At 64.4% G+C, this 19,305-nt stretch carries 17 protein-coding genes, 1 tRNA gene and 1 pseudogene; 9 read left to right on the top strand and 10 right to left on the bottom strand.

Going from position 1 to position 19,305, the window contains the following annotated elements:
• The 3 genes from Q0672_RS21535 to Q0672_RS21525 form a co-directional block, all read left to right on the top strand.
• The coding region (locus tag Q0672_RS21535; protein WP_298625762.1) for a DnaB-like helicase C-terminal domain-containing protein at positions 1–903 on the top strand (903 nt) is incomplete at its 5' end.
• Between the two features lie 26 nt (positions 904–929).
• Positions 930–2,171 carry a tail fiber domain-containing protein gene (locus tag Q0672_RS21530; protein ID WP_153159630.1) on the top strand — a complete coding sequence of 414 codons (1,242 nt, stop codon included), beginning with the start codon at positions 930–932 and terminating at the stop codon, positions 2,169–2,171.
• Complete coding sequence (locus Q0672_RS21525) at positions 2,168–5,893, top strand: PLxRFG domain-containing protein (protein ID WP_153159631.1); 3,726 nt, start codon at positions 2,168–2,170, stop codon at positions 5,891–5,893. The genes Q0672_RS21530 and Q0672_RS21525 overlap by 4 nt, the downstream gene beginning before the upstream one ends.
• A 305-nt stretch (positions 5,894–6,198) precedes the next feature.
• Here Q0672_RS21525 and Q0672_RS21520 read toward each other — a convergent pair whose 3' ends face one another.
• Positions 6,199–6,516: a hypothetical protein gene (locus tag Q0672_RS21520; RefSeq protein WP_298625757.1), complete on the bottom strand. Its 318-nt coding sequence runs from the start codon at positions 6,514–6,516 to the stop codon at positions 6,199–6,201.
• On the opposite strand from Q0672_RS21520, the gene Q0672_RS21515 reads away from it, so the two are divergent.
• Positions 6,516–6,725, top strand: a complete 210-nt coding sequence (locus tag Q0672_RS21515; protein WP_153159633.1) for a hypothetical protein — start codon at positions 6,516–6,518, stop codon at positions 6,723–6,725. The two genes, Q0672_RS21520 and Q0672_RS21515, sit on opposite strands and share 1 nt — an antisense overlap.
• A gap of 19 nt (positions 6,726–6,744) precedes the next feature.
• Here the strand turns inward: Q0672_RS21515 and Q0672_RS21510 are convergent, their stop codons facing one another.
• The gene (locus Q0672_RS21510) at positions 6,745–7,188 is read right to left on the bottom strand and encodes a hypothetical protein (protein WP_153159634.1); all 444 of its coding nucleotides are present in this window, start codon (positions 7,186–7,188) and stop codon (positions 6,745–6,747) included.
• Between the two features lie 217 nt (positions 7,189–7,405).
• Here Q0672_RS21510 and Q0672_RS23565 point away from each other — a divergent pair, with 217 nt between their 5' ends.
• Positions 7,406–7,717, top strand: coding sequence for a helix-turn-helix transcriptional regulator (locus tag Q0672_RS23565; RefSeq protein WP_367179986.1), 312 nt, complete (start codon positions 7,406–7,408; stop codon positions 7,715–7,717).
• A 165-nt stretch (positions 7,718–7,882) separates the two neighbouring features.
• On the opposite strand, the gene Q0672_RS21505 is transcribed toward Q0672_RS23565, so the two are convergent.
• From Q0672_RS21505 to Q0672_RS21475, 7 genes are all read right to left on the bottom strand, one after another.
• A tRNA-Thr gene (locus Q0672_RS21505) sits at positions 7,883–7,958 on the bottom strand.
• A 56-nt stretch (positions 7,959–8,014) separates the two neighbouring features.
• Complete coding sequence (locus Q0672_RS21500) at positions 8,015–11,827, bottom strand: PilC/PilY family type IV pilus protein (protein ID WP_298625754.1); 3,813 nt, start codon at positions 11,825–11,827, stop codon at positions 8,015–8,017.
• Between the two features lie 28 nt (positions 11,828–11,855).
• A complete protein-coding gene (locus Q0672_RS21495; RefSeq protein ID WP_284187686.1) occupies positions 11,856–12,455 on the bottom strand; it encodes a hypothetical protein in 600 nt (199 codons plus the stop codon).
• 65 nt (positions 12,456–12,520) lie between these two features.
• A complete protein-coding gene (locus Q0672_RS21490; protein WP_298625750.1) occupies positions 12,521–13,756 on the bottom strand; it encodes a PilW family protein in 1,236 nt (411 codons plus the stop codon).
• Positions 13,757–13,764: 8 nt separating this feature from the next.
• The gene (gene pilV, locus Q0672_RS21485) at positions 13,765–14,199 is read right to left on the bottom strand and encodes a type IV pilus modification protein PilV (protein ID WP_194271102.1); all 435 of its coding nucleotides are present in this window, start codon (positions 14,197–14,199) and stop codon (positions 13,765–13,767) included.
• Between the two features lie 14 nt (positions 14,200–14,213).
• Positions 14,214–14,831 carry a GspH/FimT family pseudopilin gene (locus Q0672_RS21480; protein ID WP_298625746.1) on the bottom strand — a complete coding sequence of 206 codons (618 nt, stop codon included), beginning with the start codon at positions 14,829–14,831 and terminating at the stop codon, positions 14,214–14,216.
• Positions 14,825–15,250 (bottom strand): type IV pilin protein, encoded by a 426-nt coding sequence (locus Q0672_RS21475; protein ID WP_153159709.1) that lies wholly within the window; start codon positions 15,248–15,250, stop codon positions 14,825–14,827. Before Q0672_RS21475 ends, Q0672_RS21480 begins: the two co-directional genes overlap by 7 nt.
• Positions 15,251–15,394: 144 nt before the next feature.
• On the opposite strand from Q0672_RS21475, the gene Q0672_RS21470 reads away from it, so the two are divergent.
• Complete coding sequence (locus Q0672_RS21470; RefSeq protein ID WP_153159710.1) at positions 15,395–16,063, top strand: hypothetical protein; 669 nt, start codon at positions 15,395–15,397, stop codon at positions 16,061–16,063.
• On the opposite strand, the gene Q0672_RS21465 is transcribed toward Q0672_RS21470, so the two are convergent.
• Positions 16,045–16,950, bottom strand: coding sequence for a LysR family transcriptional regulator (locus tag Q0672_RS21465; RefSeq protein ID WP_153159711.1), 906 nt, complete (start codon positions 16,948–16,950; stop codon positions 16,045–16,047). The genes Q0672_RS21470 and Q0672_RS21465 overlap by 19 nt on opposite strands.
• 113 nt (positions 16,951–17,063) lie before the next feature.
• Here Q0672_RS21465 and Q0672_RS21460 point away from each other — a divergent pair, with 113 nt between their 5' ends.
• From Q0672_RS21460 to Q0672_RS21450, 3 genes and pseudogenes are all read left to right on the top strand, one after another.
• Positions 17,064–17,768 carry a haloacid dehalogenase type II gene (locus Q0672_RS21460; protein ID WP_298625739.1) on the top strand — a complete coding sequence of 235 codons (705 nt, stop codon included), beginning with the start codon at positions 17,064–17,066 and terminating at the stop codon, positions 17,766–17,768.
• Complete coding sequence (locus tag Q0672_RS21455) at positions 17,768–18,553, top strand: sulfite exporter TauE/SafE family protein (RefSeq protein WP_153159713.1); 786 nt, start codon at positions 17,768–17,770, stop codon at positions 18,551–18,553. Before Q0672_RS21460 ends, Q0672_RS21455 begins: the two co-directional genes overlap by 1 nt.
• Positions 18,554–18,584: 31 nt before the next feature.
• Positions 18,585–19,305: pseudogene (locus tag Q0672_RS21450) on the top strand (malate synthase A); the annotation flags it as partial.

Here is a 19,305-nt window from a genome sequence, read left to right as displayed (position 1 = left end):
CAAACTGGCTCCTATATGCCGGTCAGAGGTGGCTCTATTGTGGCGGTCAGTGACAGGCGGGAGCGTGGCGGCAACATCGCCGGCCTTGCCACCGGCTTCCGGCGCTTCGACGAGATGACCGGCGGCCTGGAGCCCGGGCAGTTGGTGATCGTGGCCGCCCGCCCCAGCGTCGGCAAGACCGTCGCCGGCTGCAACATCGCCTCCCACGCGGCAGCCGGCGGCACCCCAGTGCTGTTCTTCACCCTTGAGATGACCCGGCGCGAGATCGCCGCCCGCATCCTGGCGGCGCGCTCCGGCGTGTCAGTGCAGGCCATGCGTGCTGGCACCAGCGCCCGGGACGACTGGGACAACATGAGCACTGCGGTGGGCGCCTCAATGGCCTGGCCGATGTTCATCGACGATACCCCTGCCGTCACGGTCGCCTATGTCCGCGCCAAGGCCCGACGCATCCGGCGTGCCCAAGGCCTGGGGCTGGTGGTGATCGACTACCTCGGCCTGATGCGCGGCACCGGCGACAACCGGGCGCAAGAGGTCGGCAGCATCTCCCGCGGCCTGAAGGCGCTGGCCAAGGAATTGCAGGTGCCGGTAATTGCCCTCGCCCAGCTTAACCGTGCCAGCGAAACCCGGCCGAACCGCCAGCCGACCCTCGCCGACCTCCGGGATTCTGGCGAGATAGAGCAGGACGCCGACATCGTGGCCATGCTCCACCGCGAGGATATGAACCGCACGGCGCCGGAGTGGGAGGGATTGGCGCAGCTTTTCATCCGGAAGAACCGCAACGGCCCAACCGGGGAATGCCTACTCGCCCTGGACGGCCCGCGGATGCGCTTCAGAGACCACTATGGCTCCGTGCCATCCAATACAGTCCCCTCCGGCAAGTCGTCTAGGGGATTCCCTGAATGAGACCCAATGAAAGGAAGGATTGAGACATGGGCCTGTTTGATAATCTCGGCGTCAGCAAAGTGCTTGGCGGACTCTTCGGAGATGCCCCCGAAGCGCCGGACTACTCCGGCATCGCCAACGCCAACGAGAAGAGCGCACAGCTTGCCAAGGAAGCGGCGGACAACCAGCTTGCCTTCAGCAAGGATCAGTACGCATTCCTGCAGCCGTACCTGAAGAATCAGTTGCAGACTGGTCAGGACGTGGCGGCGCAGCAGCTTGCCGACTCCAAGAAGGCCAGCGAGCGCTCGGACGAGCAGTGGCAGCAGTACCAAGAGACCTTCCAACCCATCGAAGAGAAGATGGCGAAGGAGGCGATGGACTACGGCGGCGAAGCCGACCAAGAGCGCGCCACCGGCCAGGCTGCCGCCGATGTCTCCCAGCAGTTTCAGTCGCAGCGCGCCGCGGCGCAACGTCAGCTTGCCTCGATGGGCGTCAAGCCAAACTCTGGCGCCTTCATGGCGCAGAACCGCGAGGCGGATGCGGCTGAGGCTGCGGCCCGCGCTGCAGCGATGACCGGCACCCGGCAGGCGGTGAAGGACAAAGGCGTCTCTCTCCGGGCTGGCGCTGCCGCATTCGGCCGTAACCAGACCAACACCGCCGGCCAGCAGGTCGGGCTCTCGACCGGTGCCGGATCGTCGGCCACGCAGAGTGCCGGGGCTGGCGTCGGCTCAACGCTGGCTGCCGGAAACAGCCTCAATGCTGGCTACGGCGCCCAGATCGGCGCGGCGGGGACGACTATTCAGTCGAATCTCGGTCTTGGCAGTCTGCTGAACTCGGCCTACGGCAACGAGGCGCAGCTCTACGGCGCGCAAATGGCTGGACTGGGGCAGCTTGCGGGAACGGCTGCAGGCCTCTATGCAAAGCCCGCCGCCGGTGCCGCTGTGGCCTCTTCCAAGGACTTCAAGGAAGGAAAGCAGCCCTTTGACTCCCGAGAAGCCGTCGAAGCCTTCAAGCGCCTCAATGTCGATTCCTGGAAGTACAAGGACGGCATTGCCGATGGCGGCCGGCATGTCGGTCCCTACGCTGAGGATGTACAGCGAGAGCTCGGTGACGAGGTTGCCCCGGGCGGAAAGCAGATCGACCTAATTTCCATGTCCGGCGCCCAGGCTGCGGCCATCAAGGGGCTGGCCGAGAAAATGGAGCAGCAGGACGACACCATTGAAGCACTGACGGCGCGGCTTGCAGCGATGACGCGTGGCGGCAAATTCGGACTTCGGGGGTACGTATGAGCACCTGCACCTACCGCTTCACCGGCCCGGACGGCAAGGAAGTCACCATTGACGGAAAGGCCAAGATGCAAGCCTACATGGCTGCCAACCTAGATTTTTTTTCGGCTATGGGTAACTTTAACTTCGGGCGCAGGCCAGCAATTGCGGCTTCCGCACCGGAGCAAGGCGGCGCCATCGCCCGGCAGGCAGAAACGCTCGACTCGGCGGGCATGGCGCGGCCACTGGCGAGCCGGCGCGCATTCGCAACCTGGACGGGAGAGACGCCGGAGCGCATCCGCCGCGTGCTGGGGGAAGAGTTCGGAGAGGATGGCATCGCCCGCCTTGAACGTGTGGGTTTCCTGCGGATCGTGCCCAGCATGGACGCCGTGCCGGCCGACGTGCGCATCGACGGCGCTGAGGCGGTCTATGACCCGGCCGCGGGCGTCGCCTATCTGGTGGCAGACCGACTGAGCACTGAGCGTGCGCCTGCCGCACTGCTGCATGAACTGGGTGAGCATCACGGTCTAGAAGGCTTCGTCGGGCAAACTGGCTGGCGGGCCATCAAGGCGAAGATTGCCCGTTTCGCGGCCGACCCTACTTCGATATCGCACAACGCCTGGAAGGCCATCAAAGCAACCTATCCCGAGTTCGAGGGCATGGCCGATGCCGAACTCGCCAAGAACGACCGGTTCATTCATGAGGTGCTGGCGAAGCTGGGCGAGAGCTCAGCGGGTCGCTCGCAATCCCTGTGGCTCAACCTGGAAGGCTTTATCAAGCGCGGGCTACTCCGAATGGGATTGACGTTCCTGTTCGGTGAGCACGACGTGCCGGCCTTGGTCGACGGGTCGCTGCGCCGCCTGATGCGCGAAGGACGGGAGGCTGCCGGCACGGCGTTGGCACCTGAGCGCCCGATGGCATCGATACCGATTGGTGATGCGCTGCGCCAGCCGGAGGCGCGGCAAGCAATTCGCGACCGCATTGGCGATCTGTTCCACTCCAGCCGCACCTTCAACGTCCTGCACCGGACGGTGGGCACCCAGTACCACAAGGCCAAGGTTGACCCGCGCTACTTCGGCCGCGTGTTCAACATGGCGCAGCAGTACATCGACAACATCTCGAGAACCGCCAACGAGGCGGCCGACGTGGCGCCGGACCTGCTGCCGAAGATGGAGCGCATGGCCGACGCCTTCAAGCAGCTCTGGCACGCCCGCGCCGACGCAAAGGACGCGCAGGCGCTTGCCGCGCCCATCTTCGAGGGAACGATGGACGACAAGGTGTGGAGCGATGATGAACTTCGCCAGCGCTTCAGCCTGGACGACCGGCAGATCGGCCTGTACCGGCAGTTCCGCGCCGCGGTGGATCGCTCCCTGGACGAGCTCGCCCTGTCTGAGATGACGCGCTCCGCGAAGATGGCGAAGCTGCAGCCTGCCCCGCGCGAGATGAACCTGCGCGAGGCACTCGCCTTCTACATGGAGCAGATCGAGCCCGACATCGAGCAGCTTCAGGGCGAGCTCTCCGAACTGAAGGAGCGCCAAGCGTTCGAGCGCGACCAGCTTGAGGAAGCCGCCCAGAACGGCGACAGCGGAGCCGACGAGCGCCGCCGGTATGCTGACCTCCGCGAGAGCATGAACGCGCGCCACGCGGCCGAATCCGCGGCCCTGAAGGCTCGCATCGAAGACATGGCCGAGCTGCTGAAGGCGACGCAGGGCAAGGTCGAGCAGATCGAGCGCCTGAAGGCCACCGGCTACGCCCCGCTGATGCGTTTCGGCCAATACACGGTGGACGTGTTCGAGTCCGGCGACGACGGCAAGCCGCTGAAGAACGCTGACGGCGAGGAAATCCGGCATTTCTTCGGGATGTTCGAGAGCGAGGCCGAGGCCAACGAGGCGGCCCGCGCGCTGCGCGAGGAATACCCGAACGCCACGATCAACCAGGGTGTGATGTCGCAGGACTCCTTCCGCCTGTTCCGCGGCGTGACGCCGGAGACGGTCGAGGTGTTCGCCCGCATGATGGGTGAAGAGCAGTCCGAGGTGTTCCAGAAGTACCTCAAGCAAGCGGTGAACAACCGCTCGGCCCTTAAGCGCCTGATTCAGCGCAAGGGCATCGCCGGCTTCGAGAAAGACCCGGTGCGCGTGCTGGCCGCCTTCCTGACCAGCAACGCCCGCGCGACGGCTGCCAACTACCACTTTGGCGACATGCTCCGCGCTGCATCCGAGATCCCGAAGGAGAAGGGCGACGTGAAGGATGAGGCGATCAAGCTGATCGACTACATCCAGAACCCGGGCGACGAGGCGGCTTCGCTGCGCGGCCTGCTGTTCATGCACTTCCTGGGCGGCTCCGTGGCTGCCGCGATGGTGAACATGACCCAGACCTTCACCATGACCTTCCCGTACCTGGCGCAGTTCGGCGGTGACGTGGTGGGGAACCTGAAGGAAGCGATGGGGTTGGCGGGCCGCCGGCTGTTCAACAAGAACGCCGACGTGCCGGAAGAACTGAAGTTGGCCCTGCAGCGCGCCGAGGATGAGGGGGTGGTGTCTCCGCACGAAATCCACATGCTTCAGGGCGAGTCGATGCGCACCGGCTGGTTCCAGAACAACCGCTACATGCGCTCCATCGGCAAGGTGTGGGGCAGTTTCTTCTCCCTGGCCGAGCACTTCAACCGTGACGTAGCGTTCATCGCGGCGTACCGGTCAGCGCTCCAGCGCAACCTGAGCGACGAGCAGGCTTACGAGTTCGCCAAGGCGGCGGTGATAGAGACGCAAGGCCTTTTCTCCCGCGCCAATCGCCCGAACTGGGCGCGCGGTGCGGTGGGTGCGACCATCTTCACCTTCAAGCAGTTCACCATCAGCTATCTGGAGTTCCTGAAGCGCTTGCCGTCGCGGGAACGTGCGATTGCCCTGGCGGTGCTGTGGGTGTTCGCCGGCATGTCTGGCATGCCGTTTTCGGACGATCTGGACGACCTGATCGACACCATCGCGCACATGCTGGGCTTCGCCTGGGACAACAAGGCCGGGCGCCGTGCCTTCCTCACTGCGACCCTTGGCCGGGACGCAGCAGGCTTCGTCCTGCACGGAGTGTCCGCCGGTTTGCCGCTCGACATCTCCGGCCGGATGGGAATGGCGAATCTGATTCCCGCGACCGGGTTGCTTGACCCCGCCAAGCAGGACAAGGCGCGGGAGGTGCTGGAGCTTGCAGGGCCGGCGGGAAGCGCCATCCAGACTTACCTGCGTGGTTTCGACAAGCTGCACGGTGGCGTGGGTGATGTGGGCGATGTGCTAGATCTGCTTGGCACGGTTGCCCCCGTGGCGCTCTCGAACGTCGCCAAGGGCGCGGCGATGGCGAGCGACGGCTACTACTCCGACACCAAGGGCCGGAAGGTGGTGGACACTGACCTGGGCGATGCGCTCGCCAAGGCCATCGGCTTCAGCCCGTCCGTGGTCGCCAAATCGGGCCGGGCGCGGGAGGAAGTGTTCAACCAGGCGGCAATGCTGCGCGACATGAAGGCGCGAATCTCAGAGCGGTGGGCGGAGGGTATCGCCCAGAGGGAGCCGGAGAAGGCAGCAGAGGCCCGCGAGATGCTCGCACACTGGAACGCGAACAATCCCGAAACGCCGATCCGCATTGATCTGGCGGCAGTTCTCCGGAGAGCCAGGCTCGCAAGGATGACCGCAGCGGGACGAACTCTCAAAGCGACGCCGAAGGAGCTTCGGCAAGCTGCGGCCGAGGTGGTGGAGCAGGATTGAGAGATTGCAGTCGGGGGTGTTACCGAGGGTGTTACCGGCAATAGCCGCGAGGTGTAACAGGGGGTGTGACAACGGAGCGCCGCGGTGTGCACGTCGGTGTGCACGCCGTGGCGGTTCGAGTCTGGCTGCAGGTCATCGGATAAAAAATTGAGGCTCTGGAAACTACAACTTCAGGTTGAGAGAAAAACTTAACTTATTGAATTTATTGATATATGTTGTAATTTAAATGCGTTTATCGCATGATTTGGTCATGTCAAATCACAGGGGTAAGCGAAATGTCCAAGATCGATAATCGTCCTGAAGTTTCACTTCGTCACGTGTTCCCGTCTGGAGCCACGCACTTCAGCGGATGGAGCGACTACGTGTTCATCGCGACGGATGCCTAGTTGCTGGCTGACGGGATTGCAGCCGGCAATGACCTGCCAACCAGGCGCGTGGGGAACCGCCGAATGAACCGGCTTTGCATCGGTGGTGCCGCTGAGTTCTCTCGGTTGCGAGACGGGCGCATCGAGGCCTCCATCCCGATTGCTGACGTAGCGCGGCGTGATGCGGGCTTTCAGCGGATGCTCGACGGCATCCTTGGAGATTGGCGCCTGAGTCTCGTCGCCGGGGAGGACAAGCAATGAGCGCCCCCGTCGATACCGATTTCTTGCGGCTCGCTCATCAACGGAGCTGCACGCTCCCTGATCGTTTTGGAGACTTCAGGCGGATCGTGGCGAAGCTGGAGGCCGGCTTTCTTGGCGCCGATGATCTGAACGCCGTGGTCGAGCGCATTCGAGCAGGAGCGGTGACGTTCGATGAAGGGTTGGCCTCGCTTGCGGCAACTCACTGAAAACTCATGCGTTGAGGCACTACGGTGCCTCGTTCACGTGATGAATCTTGTTGCAGTAGTGGCAGCGCACGTTCCCAGAGTACCCGATAGGTAGTGGCAATACCGTTCCACATGAGCAACGAACTTCTGATCTGCTTGCCTTTTTCAGGGTATTTAAAGGCGCCTTGCTGGTTGTGTCTGATGCGGCTGCTCGCTCTCTGTTCAAGGTGATGTAGAAAACCCATGTAGCAATCATGGCCCCGCCAACATCAAGGGGGTTGTGAACCTCAATGCCGGGGGCTACAGCATGGAGTCGTAAGACCTTGAGCACGGAGAGGATGGCCGCGCTTCCTATGAAGCATCCCGCCGTTAATACCCATGTTTGAAGCCGGCTCGCCCCACCGTCCTTAAAGGCCAGGCCGTTCATTGCCTTCGTACAGGCAAACACAAAAACGACATATGCAAGGGAGTCGATCAGCATCATTTCTCTCTGGGGTATGCCCGCGCGGTGGTGTTTTCAGTTCCGTATGCACTGCATGGCGTAGCCCTGGAGGCCGGCTGGGCCGGTGAACGGGACTGGATTGACGGACGCGCAGCCGGCGGCGCTGAGGGGAACCGCAACAGAAGACATTCTCGACAGCATCGTTCTTTCTTCACTCGATGACGGCACCAGCATCTGAAACGACACCAAATTCCTACAGTTGTGGGAAGACCGCATTGTATGCCGGCTGCGAAATTCCTCCTATCGTAGGAGGAACGGTTTGGACGCAGCGGCAGCATTCGGAAAGGTTCTCAGGAGGCTTCGGCGTCAGCGCGGGCTGACCCAGGAGCAGCTTGGGCTTGAATCCGACTTGCGGCGGACTTACGTGAGCGTCCTGGAGTTGGGGCGCCAGCAGCCGAGCCTCACGACGATTTTGAAATTGGCCGCTGCGCTGGGCGAACCACCTGGCGCCCTGGTCGACTTGGCTGCGGATGAGTTACGTCGCGGCCACCACAAGCCGCGTCAGTCTTGAGGCACCCCAATCGACCCGCCCGCGTGGCGGGTTTTTCGTTGCTGTCGCCTGGAACCGGGCGAGGCGAGGTGGTCTGACCGTTCGGATTTGGCTACACAGTGGCTACACAACCCCAAAAAGCAAAAAGGCCAACCCCGGAGGATTGGCCTAAGTGCTTGTTTCTATTGGTGCTGCTGACCGGAATCGAACTGGTGACCTACTGATTACGAATCAGTTGCTCTACCGACTGAGCTACAGCAGCAGCGAGCCGCGGATTATACGGGACAGCGCATCGGGCTTCAAGCCCGCAGATGCACGCTATTCGCGGATGATCCGCCAGTTCACGACTCTGGGTTCGCCGGACTCGGACACCGTGTTGCCGTAGATGCTCGACTTGCCCTTCACGTCCGTCCCGAGCACGCGGATGCTGGAGCCAACGCGGACCAGGGTGGTATCGGCAAGGCCGCCCACGATGGGGTCGGTCATCTCGACCTGCTTGTAGAGGCCGCTCTCCAGCTTGTAGAGCACGCTCTGGCCGGTACCGTAGTGAACAGCGTAGACGATGGCGTTGCCGCTGGCATTGCAGGGGTCGTCGTTCATGATCGAACCCACCCAGGTCACCACGCCGTCGTTGGCCTGCAGGCTCAGGATCACCCGTTCGGTAACGCCGGCGTTGGAGCCGGTGAGGTCATAGCGCCAGCCCATCGGCTTGGCACTGTCGAGTTTGGCACCTTCGATCAGGTCCGTGACCTCCACCAGATTGCTGCGCGTCACCGGGAAGAAGCCGCCGGACGGGAACGGCACCTGGTAGGGCTTGCTGCCGAACGCGCGGGTCTTGGTGCCATCGCGCACGGCATACATGGACTGCTGCTGGGTGTTCCCCTGGTCTTCAGAAGAAAGCAGCCGGCCGGTGCCCACAAACACGTAACGCTTCAAGTCATCGGCCGAATATTCGATCTTCGGCGCGGTGGTGATCGGCTGCCCGACGCCACCGGTGGAGAACTCGGCGATCCGGGTCACCGGCGGGAGATCGTCTGCCGGATTGCTGAAATCGAAGCGCCACAGATTGCCCTTGAGATCGCCACCATAGACGTAGTCGAGGGTGTAATCCTGATAGCTCGGCGTGTAGCCCTCGACCTGCGCAAAGCCCGACGGGGAGCTTGCGCTTCCGGAATCGGAGCCGGTGTAGACCGGCGAAGAGCCCAGCAGCTCGCCGGTCTTGGCGTTGAGGATGAACAGCGCGCCCTGCCCGGGCTTGGTACCGCCGATGTTGTTGTAGCCACCGGTCAGGATCACCACCCAGCCCCAGCGGCGGGTCTTGGCGATGAGCGGACGACCGAAGCTGAAACCCATGTCGGGATGGGTGAACTCCCACAGCACGCGGCCGGCGATCTCGTCTTCGGTGAGCGAATCGGAAATGTCGGTGACGTCCACTGCAACGAAGCTGCGGCCGCCCTTGCCCTGGCCCGCGACGAGAATCGTGCGCCAGTCGGCTTCGGCACCGACGCCGAAGGAGTCGAGACGTGCGCCGGTACGGGCGAAGTCCACGTCCCGGATCTCGGGCGAGGCGTTCATGTAGTAGTGGTGCGAGTAGGTCTTGCGGGCAAGGGCCTGGATGCCGCTGACTTCCGGGTTGAGATCCGGCCCTTCGTACACCGAATACGGCACCAGCGCAAAGACTTCCTGGCCGCCCTTCGTCCCTTCGGAGGCATCGAAGGCGTGCAGCATGCCGTCGTTGGCGCCCACGAAGATCAGCGGGTTCCGTGCCGCCTTATCCGCCTTGAAGCGGGTATAGCCCGGGTTGTAGGACTCGGAGTAGGTGGCGCTCGGCTTGCCGAGGTAGACCACCTTCGAATCGACGATGTCGCCCAGCAGCGAAGCGCGCTGGCGGTACAGGTTGCTCACCGCGGCAGTGGATTCGTAGGTGCGGTCGCCCCGCAGGTAGTTGAGGATGCGCTCGCCGTCCGCCGGGTCGCCGGTGGGGGCCGACGACGTCTTGCTCAGGTTGAGACGCTGGGTCGGGCTCAGGTTGGACCAGCGGAAGGCGGTGCCCTTGAGGTCGGCCGGGGTCGGATCGGTCAGGGTCTTGTCGGTCGGCGCGAGGGTCACGATCTTGCGGCCCGAGCTGCCCTGGGCGTCGACCTTGGCGGCGGCGTGCCACAGGGTCGTCACGTCCAGAGAATCGTCGGAGGCAAGCTTGTTGACCTTGGAGGCCGTGATGTCGCCCGACCAGGACGTCGCATCATACGAGCCCTGATAGGTGTTCGCACCGCCGCTCGACGCATTGACCTGGGCGCTCGACAAGGCCGCCCCCGCCGCCGAGCCGGAGCCGGAGGCGATGCTCTGGAACGCGCTGCGCAGGCCCGCCACCATCGAATCCGGGTTGTCAGCCGTGAAGTAGTTGTTCGGCAGCGGGTCACCACCGCGGCTGCGGATCGGCGTACCAGCGACGGTCTTGTCGACCCAGACGTCGCTGGAAGCATCAAAGGGCCCCGGCGGCGTCGCCTTGCTGGGCTTCTTGTAGCCGCCATACTTGGCCGCCAGCCAGTACTGGTTCTTGGAAATGTACCCAACCTCCATCACGTCCATCCAGTAGGTGTCCACGGTCTGGATGCCGTCAATGTCGGTGCGCAGGTCGCTGGAGTGGGCGTAGTAGGCCAGGCCGGCGATGTAGTAGCTGCCCTGATAGATAACCTTGCTGCTCAGGCCCGGGATGCCTTCAAGGGATCCGACTTCGTCGGTCCAGGCCTTGGCGGTCTTAAGGGAGCCCATGTTGGCGTCGGCGTCGGCCGGAAAGCCCAGCGGCGAGCCCGACAGGTTGAAGTCGTAGTTGCTGTTGGTGTCACCGATGCCGACGATGTAGTTCTTCTTGCACGACAGCGGGCCTTTCTTCGGATACTTGGCGTCGGTGGCCGGATCATTCCAGGTCGTAAACACCGGGAAGTCGTCGCGGTTGGCGGCATTCACGCCGGACACGTAAGACTTGGTCGGCTTGAGGTTCTTGTAGTACTTGATCGCCTCGGCGTAGAGCTCGCTCACCGGATCCCACAGCTTGTACGACTTGGATTTCTGGCCGAACTTGTTGATGTAGTTCATCGTGCCGCTGTAGGTCACACCCTGCGCCGCCAGCATGTTGTAGGGGTCGGTGACGAAGGCGCCGGTTTCGGTGAGCTCCGAATCAACGCTCTGGACCATCGCCCGCAGCACGCCACCGTCCTTGTAGATGTTGGCGGTGCCGTCGGCATCCCAGTTGTTATTGTCGTTGAGGAGCAGATAACCGAAGGCCCCAAAGTACATCTTGTCCTTGTACTGCTGGATCAGGCCGACCGGCTTGTAGAGGCTCTTGGTGCCCGACGTGTTTGCGTACTTCTTGCAGTTGCCTTCGAGCAGCGTGCCGGTGCCGTCCGGATCGCGGCACACTTCCGCCCGGACGTTAAGGAAGGTGCATCCCTCGCAATAGCTGTCGATACCGTTGAGCTTCAGAGCAAACCGTATCCCCAGGCCACCGTTACGGATGAAGAGATAAGTGCCCGACCCGATGGCACTGGCGCTGACGCCGTAATCGCCGGGATTCGTGTAGTTGAGGATGTCCTTCCCATATATGACCTTATCGGGAAACTGGAAAAAGTACTCGCCCTGGGGAGCAGCATAGGCCCGCTCGAGGATGGTCTGCGCGACACCGCCGTCGGTGAATGATTTCGGCGTGTCAGTGCTGCGATTGCCGCCCGTGAGCGCCCAGCGGAAGATGTCCGCGCCCTGCATCGTGGCCCAGTTGAGGAAGTGGCCGCTCCACGCCCCCGAGCAGGTGTAATTGGAGCCCGCCTTGCTGATCGGTCGGAAGTAACCGTCGGCACCGCCCACATATTCGTAGCACTTGTAGGGATCGAAGTAGCCCAGATACGGCGCAGCGGCCGTGCCGTCAAATCCGCCCTTGAACGCGCGGTTCATGGCGGTCGGGAACTCCACCGACATGGTCAGCAGCACATTGGCCGGCACGTCGGCAACGAGGATCGGCTGATCGGCCAGCGGCGTCTTGGCAGCACCGGCCGGGCCCGCGATGCCGATGGCCAGCGCCGCGGCAGCGAGCACGCGAGACAGGCCTGATCGGCTGACGAAAGTCGATATCTTCATTTGCAACATCCTTCTCGACGTTTCTGGGTTACTTGACGCGAGTAGTGACCGTAGCCTGGACGTAGGTCTGCGTGTTGCGCACACCGTCGCTACGAATGGTGATCCGGTAGAGCGGAAGGGAGATGGAGCCGGGCTTGTCCTGGCGATAAGAACCACCCCGCTCGTAGCGGTCGGAAACCGAGCACTTCTTTTCGTCGGACGGGCCGTAGTCGGAACACATCCGTTCGATGATGAAGCGGGTTTCGTTGCCGCCTTCCAGCGTGCCATCGGCCTTGTTGGGCTTGATGGTCGAGAACTTGGCGTCGAAGGTCGTCTTGTCCTTGAGAACCAGCGGAATGCCGTTGCCGTCGGTTTCGAGCAGGCGCGGCGAATAGTTCATCGCCACCCACTTGGCCACCACCCCGGCGCAGTCCGGCGAGGTTGGCACGCAGTTGGCAAGCAGGCCGTCGGTGAAATCCTTCGACTGCATCGCCTTGAACGCGGCGTTCATGCCGACGGTGGTGCGATTGACCGAATCGCGCTTGAAGGCGAGGTTGCCCGACAGGATCGAGGAGGTGTCGATCGACCGGAGGGTGGAGACACCGCCGAGCATCATCACGACCAGCACGACAAGCACGACCGCGAGCACTGCCCCCCGCGACCGGCTCGGACGTGACGAAAAGTGAGGGCGAACACTGGAAGCCATGACGATACCTAGGATTTCGGGGTGGACTTCATGTTGCGCAGGGGAATGACCCAGTCGTACACCTGATAGCCGTAGCGCTGCTCGGCGGACTCAAGCTTGCGGGTCACCTTGCGGGCGTCGCTCAGGTCGCTGAACAACACGATTTCGGTGAGCTTGGCATCGTTGATGACGAGCTGGGGCGAACGCACCACGACGCCGATCCGCACGGCCTTGATCTGATCGATCTTCTGCTCGGTGGCGGTTCTGCCGTCCATCAGGTCGGCCAGCGTCCAGCCCGCCTCGCCGGGGGAAATCCATTCATCGACCACGTTGTCGTTGGCCGCGCCGCCCACACCGTTATCCACGCCGTAGCGCACCTTGAAGAGCACGACGTTCTCGCCGAAGGGCATCATCCCGGTGCGTTGCAGCAGGTCGTACTCGACCAGTTCGCCACCCTCGTTCACCGAGATCAGCGACAGCGTCGGCCCGGCCTCACGGCCCAGATGGAAGGCCGACGGGCTATCGGCGGTCGAAACCAGCGCTCCGTAGGACGCGGCGCCAATGTTGAGCTTGATGTTGGTGTACGACGCCGGCGCCGTGACCGCGCTCTCGGCCGGCATCACCTTGAGCCCGTACGAGGCGTCGGCAACCGCCTTGCCCCCCGAAAAATCGGACGCCACCTGGACGATCTGGCAGTCGCCGGGGCCGGCGGCCACATCCTGGGGCACTGCGAGGAGCAGGTCATCGACCGCCAGGCCGGTGTTGGCGATGCCGACACCGTTGGGGTTGGCCACGTTGAGTGTCTTGCCGTCGCTGTCGAACGGCACGTCCCGGTTGCTGGAGGCCGAGCTGCCCGAGATCACCAGCGCGATGTCGGAATTGTCACCGCCATCGAGCACACCCACCGGCAGCACCCGCACGTTCTTGGCGAAGCCGCTGAAGGGATCCGGATAACTCGCCGCCGGCAGCAGCGCCGTCTTGCCGCGTGTCGCCAGCAGCTTGCAGCCCCAGATGTTCCGCCCCTGGACCAGCGAGGCGCCGGCCTCCTCGAACAGCATGCCGAGCCGCGCCCCGATCAGGGACGCCGTCTGCACGGTGTCGGCCGCACCGCTGACGTTGCGGCGGAAGGTCTCGCTGCCCGAGAACGAACGCATGATGACGAGGGACGCAATCACGCCGATGGCCATGCCGACCACCACCTCGATCAGGCTCACGCCAACTTGGCCACGCCGTCGCGGCAGACCCGGAACAAATCTGGTGCGCATGGGCAATCCTAGAAAAGCAGCGCCTTGGTTTCGTAGACACCCTTCACTTCGCGCCCCCCCTTGTCCAGCGTGGTGCCGGGCATCGTCCACTCGATGCGGACATTGACCAGCATGGTCTGGGAGGTGGCCGAGGTGGTGAAGGTCGGCGTGACGACCGGATCGGGCAGGCGGCTGCCGCCGACGACCCGGTTGGTCACCCAGTTGGTCAGCTCGCGCCCGCCGACGGCGTAACCCGACTTGACCTTGGTGATGTCGGAGGCGGCCATCTTGGCGACGAGTTCGTCGGCCAGCATCGCAGCCTCGGTGCGGAAACGGCTGTCCGAGGCGATCTTGGCAGAAGCGGCCTGAAAGCCGATCAGCCCCAGCAGGCCGAGGGAGAAAATCAGCAGCGCCACCAGCACTTCAAGCAGCACGTAACCGGCTTGCGCCTTGTTCTTCTTCATGATCGATCGCTCCATCACGGCTTCGGACATTTCTCGGCCGACACCAGCGGCAGGCACGCGAAGGGCTTGCCGGAGGTGATTGCCGGATCACAGGTCCGGATGCCGCCACCCGGGGTGACGAACACGCACATCGCGCGATCCGCGCCGGGACGGGAGACCCGGAAAATCTGGTATTCGGTGATCGGCGCGCCCTTGATGTCGAAGACCCGGCCGTTGCCGCTGAAGACCACGTTGGCTGGCCCCTGGATCGCCACGTCGGCCGAGACGTCCTTCATCCGGAAGACATTCACGTAAGCCAGGGTGATGTCGGAAAGCGGTGCGAAGTCGGCGTCGAGGACCCGCGACGCCCAGTTGGCGCCGTTGGCCGCGGCGGTGACGGTCTTGATGGAATCCTGGCTGGGGGTGTCGTTGGTCAGCAGGAATTCGACCCGCTGGTTGCGGCGGATCGCCTCGGCCTCGGCCTGACGCAGGCCGTTCTGGATCATCTCGGCGGCCGAGCCGACGGAGTTGCGCCGCACCCAGTCGCCCAGCTGCGGCACGCCGATTGCCATCAGGATGCCGACGATCGAGACGGTGACGATGAGTTCGAGAAGGGTCGCGCCACGCAGGCGGCGGCGTTGCGTCGTCAGCATGAGGTCTGGGCCTTGGTCTTCAGCCAGCAGGGCTGGGCTGCGGAGACCGCAGGCGTCTTGGAGGTCTTCTCGCCGGACTGGTTGATCGTGTAGGTGTAACCGTCCATGGTCTTGCCGGACGTGCCCTTGGCGGTCAGGGTGAAGGTGGTGTTCGAGCACTCGACGGTGATGCCGAAGGAGGTGTCCTTGAAGAGGCCGGAAAGATCCGGGCAGGCCGCTCCGTCGACGTAATAGCTGCGCATCGAGTTGAAGGTCTGCTCCATGCGGACCTTGGCCTCGGCCAGCGAGCCGGTCGCCTCGGCAATCTTGCTCTGGGTGATGTGGGACGTATAGGAGGGCACCGCGATCATGGCCAGGATTCCCGCCACCACCGCCACAATCATCAACTCGATGAGCGTCACGCCACGCTGCTTTTTCATTCCACATCTCCTTTCAGCTTACGATGCCATCGCCCTGCCTGTAAGGCGAGCGCCACTCGACCAGCGGGAAGCCAAGCCCGACAGGCGGCAGCGGGCCCCGAAAACGATGGGCTATCGTGCACGCCATCGCCTCCCGAGCCCTCGATGACCTGCCTGTCGGTGCCCTCCTCCACGCCTCCGTCCAGCCCCTCGCCGCTCCGGCTGCTGGGCCTCTCCCTGGTCCTTTCGGTGATCGCCCACGCGCTCGTGATGAGCCTGCTCGCCCGGCCCGGCGCCGATCGCAAGGGCAGCGGGGGATCGGCGTCAAGGCCACTCGTGGCCCGGCTCGCCAATCCGCCCAGGCCCGCAGCCCGCCTGACGACGCCGCCGGCGCCCCCCGTCCCGCACACAGCGCCCCGCCCCACGCCCCGCATCCCCGAGCCAGCGCCGGATGCGCCGGCAGACACTGCCCCCGCCACCGCCTCACCCGACGCCCCGAGCGAAATCCCGGCCAGCTACCTGCCCCTGAGCGGTCTCTCCCGCGAGCCCGAACTCGTCACCGAAGTCCCGCCCGATATCTGGCCGCCCCTGCCCGACGCGCCGACCGGTGTCTTCCAGCTCGAACTGGCGATTGGCCCGGACGGCGCCGTCGATCTGGTGGTGCCGCGCTGCGAGCCGGCCCTGTGCCCCGCCGCCAACACCTACGCCGAGATCGTCCGCCACTGGCACTTCCAGCCAGCGGAAGTCCTCGGCCGGCCGGTGCCGAGCCGGCTGAAGCTCGAATTCGAACTGGGCGACCCGGCCGCCGCCAGCGATCAGGCCCCGCGCCAGTAATCCGGCCGGGCGAAGTAGCCGCGCAGGTGGTCGATGAGCAGCCGCACGCGCAGCGGCAGCCGACGTTTCTGGGGAAACACCGCGTAGATGCCGGTGGGCGGCGCGGCGTAGTTGTCGAGCACCGACACCAGCCGTCCTTCGGCCAGATCCCGCTCCACCTCCCACATCGAGCGCCACGCCAGCCCGATGCCGCCCAGCGCCCAGTCGTGGAGCACGGTGCCATCGTTGCACTCGAAGCGCCCCGACACCTTGATGGTGCGCACCTGCCCCGGCGCCTCCAGATCGGCAAACACCCAACCCCGCTGGGGATCGAGGGACAGGCAGTCGTGCTGGGTCAGATCCTCCGGCCGCACCGGCGCCCCGCAGCGGGCCAGATAGGCCGGGCTCGCCACCACCACCCGACGGTTGTCGGCGAGGCGCACCGACACCAGGCTCGAATCGGTCAGCTCACCGATACGGATCGAACAATCCACGCCCTCGTTCACCAGATCGACGAGGCGATCGGATAGATCCAGGCTGCACGTCACCTCCGGGTTGGCCGAGAGGAAATCCCGCACCAGCGGCGCCACGTACCGCCGCCCGAAACCCGCCGGCGCCGACACCTTGATGTGCCCGCTAGCCTTCACGCCGCCAAGGCTCACCGACGCCTCGGCATTGGCGAGGTCGTTCAGGATGCGCTGGCAATCCTCCAGAAACGCGCTGCCTTCAAACGTGAGGCTGAGCCGCCGGGTCGAGCGCACCAGCAGCTTCACCCCCAGCCGCTCCTCAAGCGCGTCGATGCGCCGGCCCATCATCGCCGGCGTCACGCCCTCGGCCCGGGCCGCGGCCGAGAGGCTGCCGCGGGTGGCCACGCTCACGAAGGTCTCGATTTCCTTGAAGCTGTTCATTACATACTAAAAGTAAAAAATCATTTGATTTTATTATGGCTTCTTTTTTCTTTAATCGTTGAATAAACTTCGCGGCATTGCAACAAAACCGATCAGTCCCAGGCCCCAAGAACATGGCTCAGCCCGCTCCGTCCGCAACCCGAATCCAGGCCGTCGCCTTCGATGCCTTTGGCACGCTGTTCGACGTCTATTCGGTCGGCCTGCTGGCGGAGCAGCTCTACCCCGGCAAGGGCAGCCAGCTGGCCGAGCTGTGGCGCCAGAAGCAGATCGAGTACAGCTTCATCCGCACCCTGTCGGGCCGCTACAAGCCCTTCTGGGAGATCACCCAGGACGGACTGGTGTTCGCCGCCGCCCGGCTCGGGCTGGACCTCGACGCCGCCCGGCGCACCCAGCTGATCAACCAGTACGCCTGCCTGTCGCCCTTCCCCGAGAACCTCGGCGTGCTGCGCGCGCTCAAGCGGGCCGGCATCCCCACCGCGATCCTCTCCAACGGCACGCCCGAGATGCTCGCGGTGGCGGTCAAGAGCGCCGGCATGAACGGCCTCTTCGACCACCTGCTGTCCACCGACACCGTGCAGCGCTACAAGCCCCACGCCGACGCCTACGCCCTCGGCCCGGCCGCCTTCGGCTGCTCGGCGGAGCGCATCCTCTTCGTCAGCGCCAACGGCTGGGACGCCGCCGGCGCCACCTGGTACGGCTACACCACGTTCTGGATCAACCGCGGCGGCCAGCCGGCCGAGGCCCTCGACGTCGCCCCCACCGCCATCGGCCGCAGCATGGACGACATGCTCGCCTTCATCGAAGTAAAGGCCCGCTGATGGACGCCAGCCAGATTCTCCTCGTCGGCGGCGGCGCCTTCCTGGCCGGCGGCATGAACGCCATGGCCGGCGGCGGCACCTTCTTCTCGTTTCCGGCACTGCTCGCCGCGGGCGTGCCGCCGGTGATGGCCAACGCCAGCAATTCGGTGGCGATGTGGCCGGCCAGCCTCTCCAGCGCCTGGGCCTATCGTCGCGAGGTGAGCCGCCATCCGCGCTGGACGGCGCTCCTCGTCGCCCTGTCCTTCGTCGGCGGGATCTGCGGCGGGCTGCTGCTCCTGTCCACCTCCAACGCCGCCTTCTCGCGCCTCGTGCCGTGGCTGCTGCTGGTCGCCACCGCCCTGTTCGCCTTCTCGGGCCAGGTCTCGCGGCTGGTTGGCGCAGCCAAGGCCCGGCTCGGGATGGGCAAGGCCGAAGGTGGCACCCCGGGCGGCATTGGCGGGCTGGTGTTCCAGTTCATCGTGGCGGTGTACGGCGGCTTTTTCGGCGCCGGCATGGGCATCCTCACCCTCGCAGCGCTGGCCATCCAGGGCGTCGAGGACATCCAGGAACTCAACGGCCTCAAGAACCTCACCTCGGCCGTCAATTACACCGTCGCCGCGGCGACCTTCATCATCGCCGGCGCCATCAGCTGGCCGCATACCCTGCTGATGATCGCCACCGCCATGGTCGGCGCCCTCGCCGGCGCCAGCCTCGCCCGCCGCCTGCCGGCCATCTGGCTGCGCCGGCTGGTGGTGGCAGTAGGGGCGGCCCTGAGTGTCATCTACTTCATCAAGACTTATTCTTAACGCACTTCAACCTTCACCATCAGGAGTCACCATGAGCCTTACCCTTCCCGCCGGCATGCAGATCAACGCCCCGATCCTCCCGGGCTACGAATCCATCCTCACCCCGGAAGCCCTCGAATTCGTCGCCAAGCTGCACCGCGCCTTCGAGCCCCGCCGCCAGGAACTCCTGAAGGCCCGCGTCGAGCGTCAGGCCCGCATCGACGCTGGCGAAATGCCCGACTTCCTGCCGGAGACCAAGCACATCCGCGAAGGCGACTGGAAGGTTGCCCCGCTGCCCAAGGCCCTGGAGCGCCGTCGCACCGAGATCACCGGCCCGGTTGAAGCCAAGATGATCATCAACGCCTTCAACTCGGGCGCTGATTCCTACATGACCGACTTCGAGGACTCCAACAGCCCGAAGTGGGAAAACCAGATCCAGGGCCAGATCAACATCTACCAGGCCATCCGCCGCGAGCTGTCGTTCAAGAACGAAGCCGGCAAGGAATACAAGCTCAACGACAAGATCGCCACCCTGCAGATCCGTCCGCGCGGCTGGCACCTGGATGAAAAGCACGTCACCGTCGACGGCCAGCGCGTCTCCGGCGGCATCTTCGACTTCGGTCTGGTCTTCTTCCACAACGCCAAGGAACAGATCGCCCGCGGCGCCGGCCCCTTCTTCTACCTGCCGAAGATGGAAAGCCACCTGGAAGCCCGCCTGTGGAACGACATCTTCGTGATGGCCCAGGACCACATCGGCCTGCCGCAAGGCACCA

Origin of the sequence: uncultured Zoogloea sp., assembly GCF_937894855.1 — a bacterium.
Lineage (GTDB): Bacteria > Pseudomonadota > Gammaproteobacteria > Burkholderiales > Rhodocyclaceae > Zoogloea > Zoogloea oryzae.
Note: the sequence above shows the minus strand (reverse complement) of the source record. Positions and strands in the feature narration are given on the sequence as shown.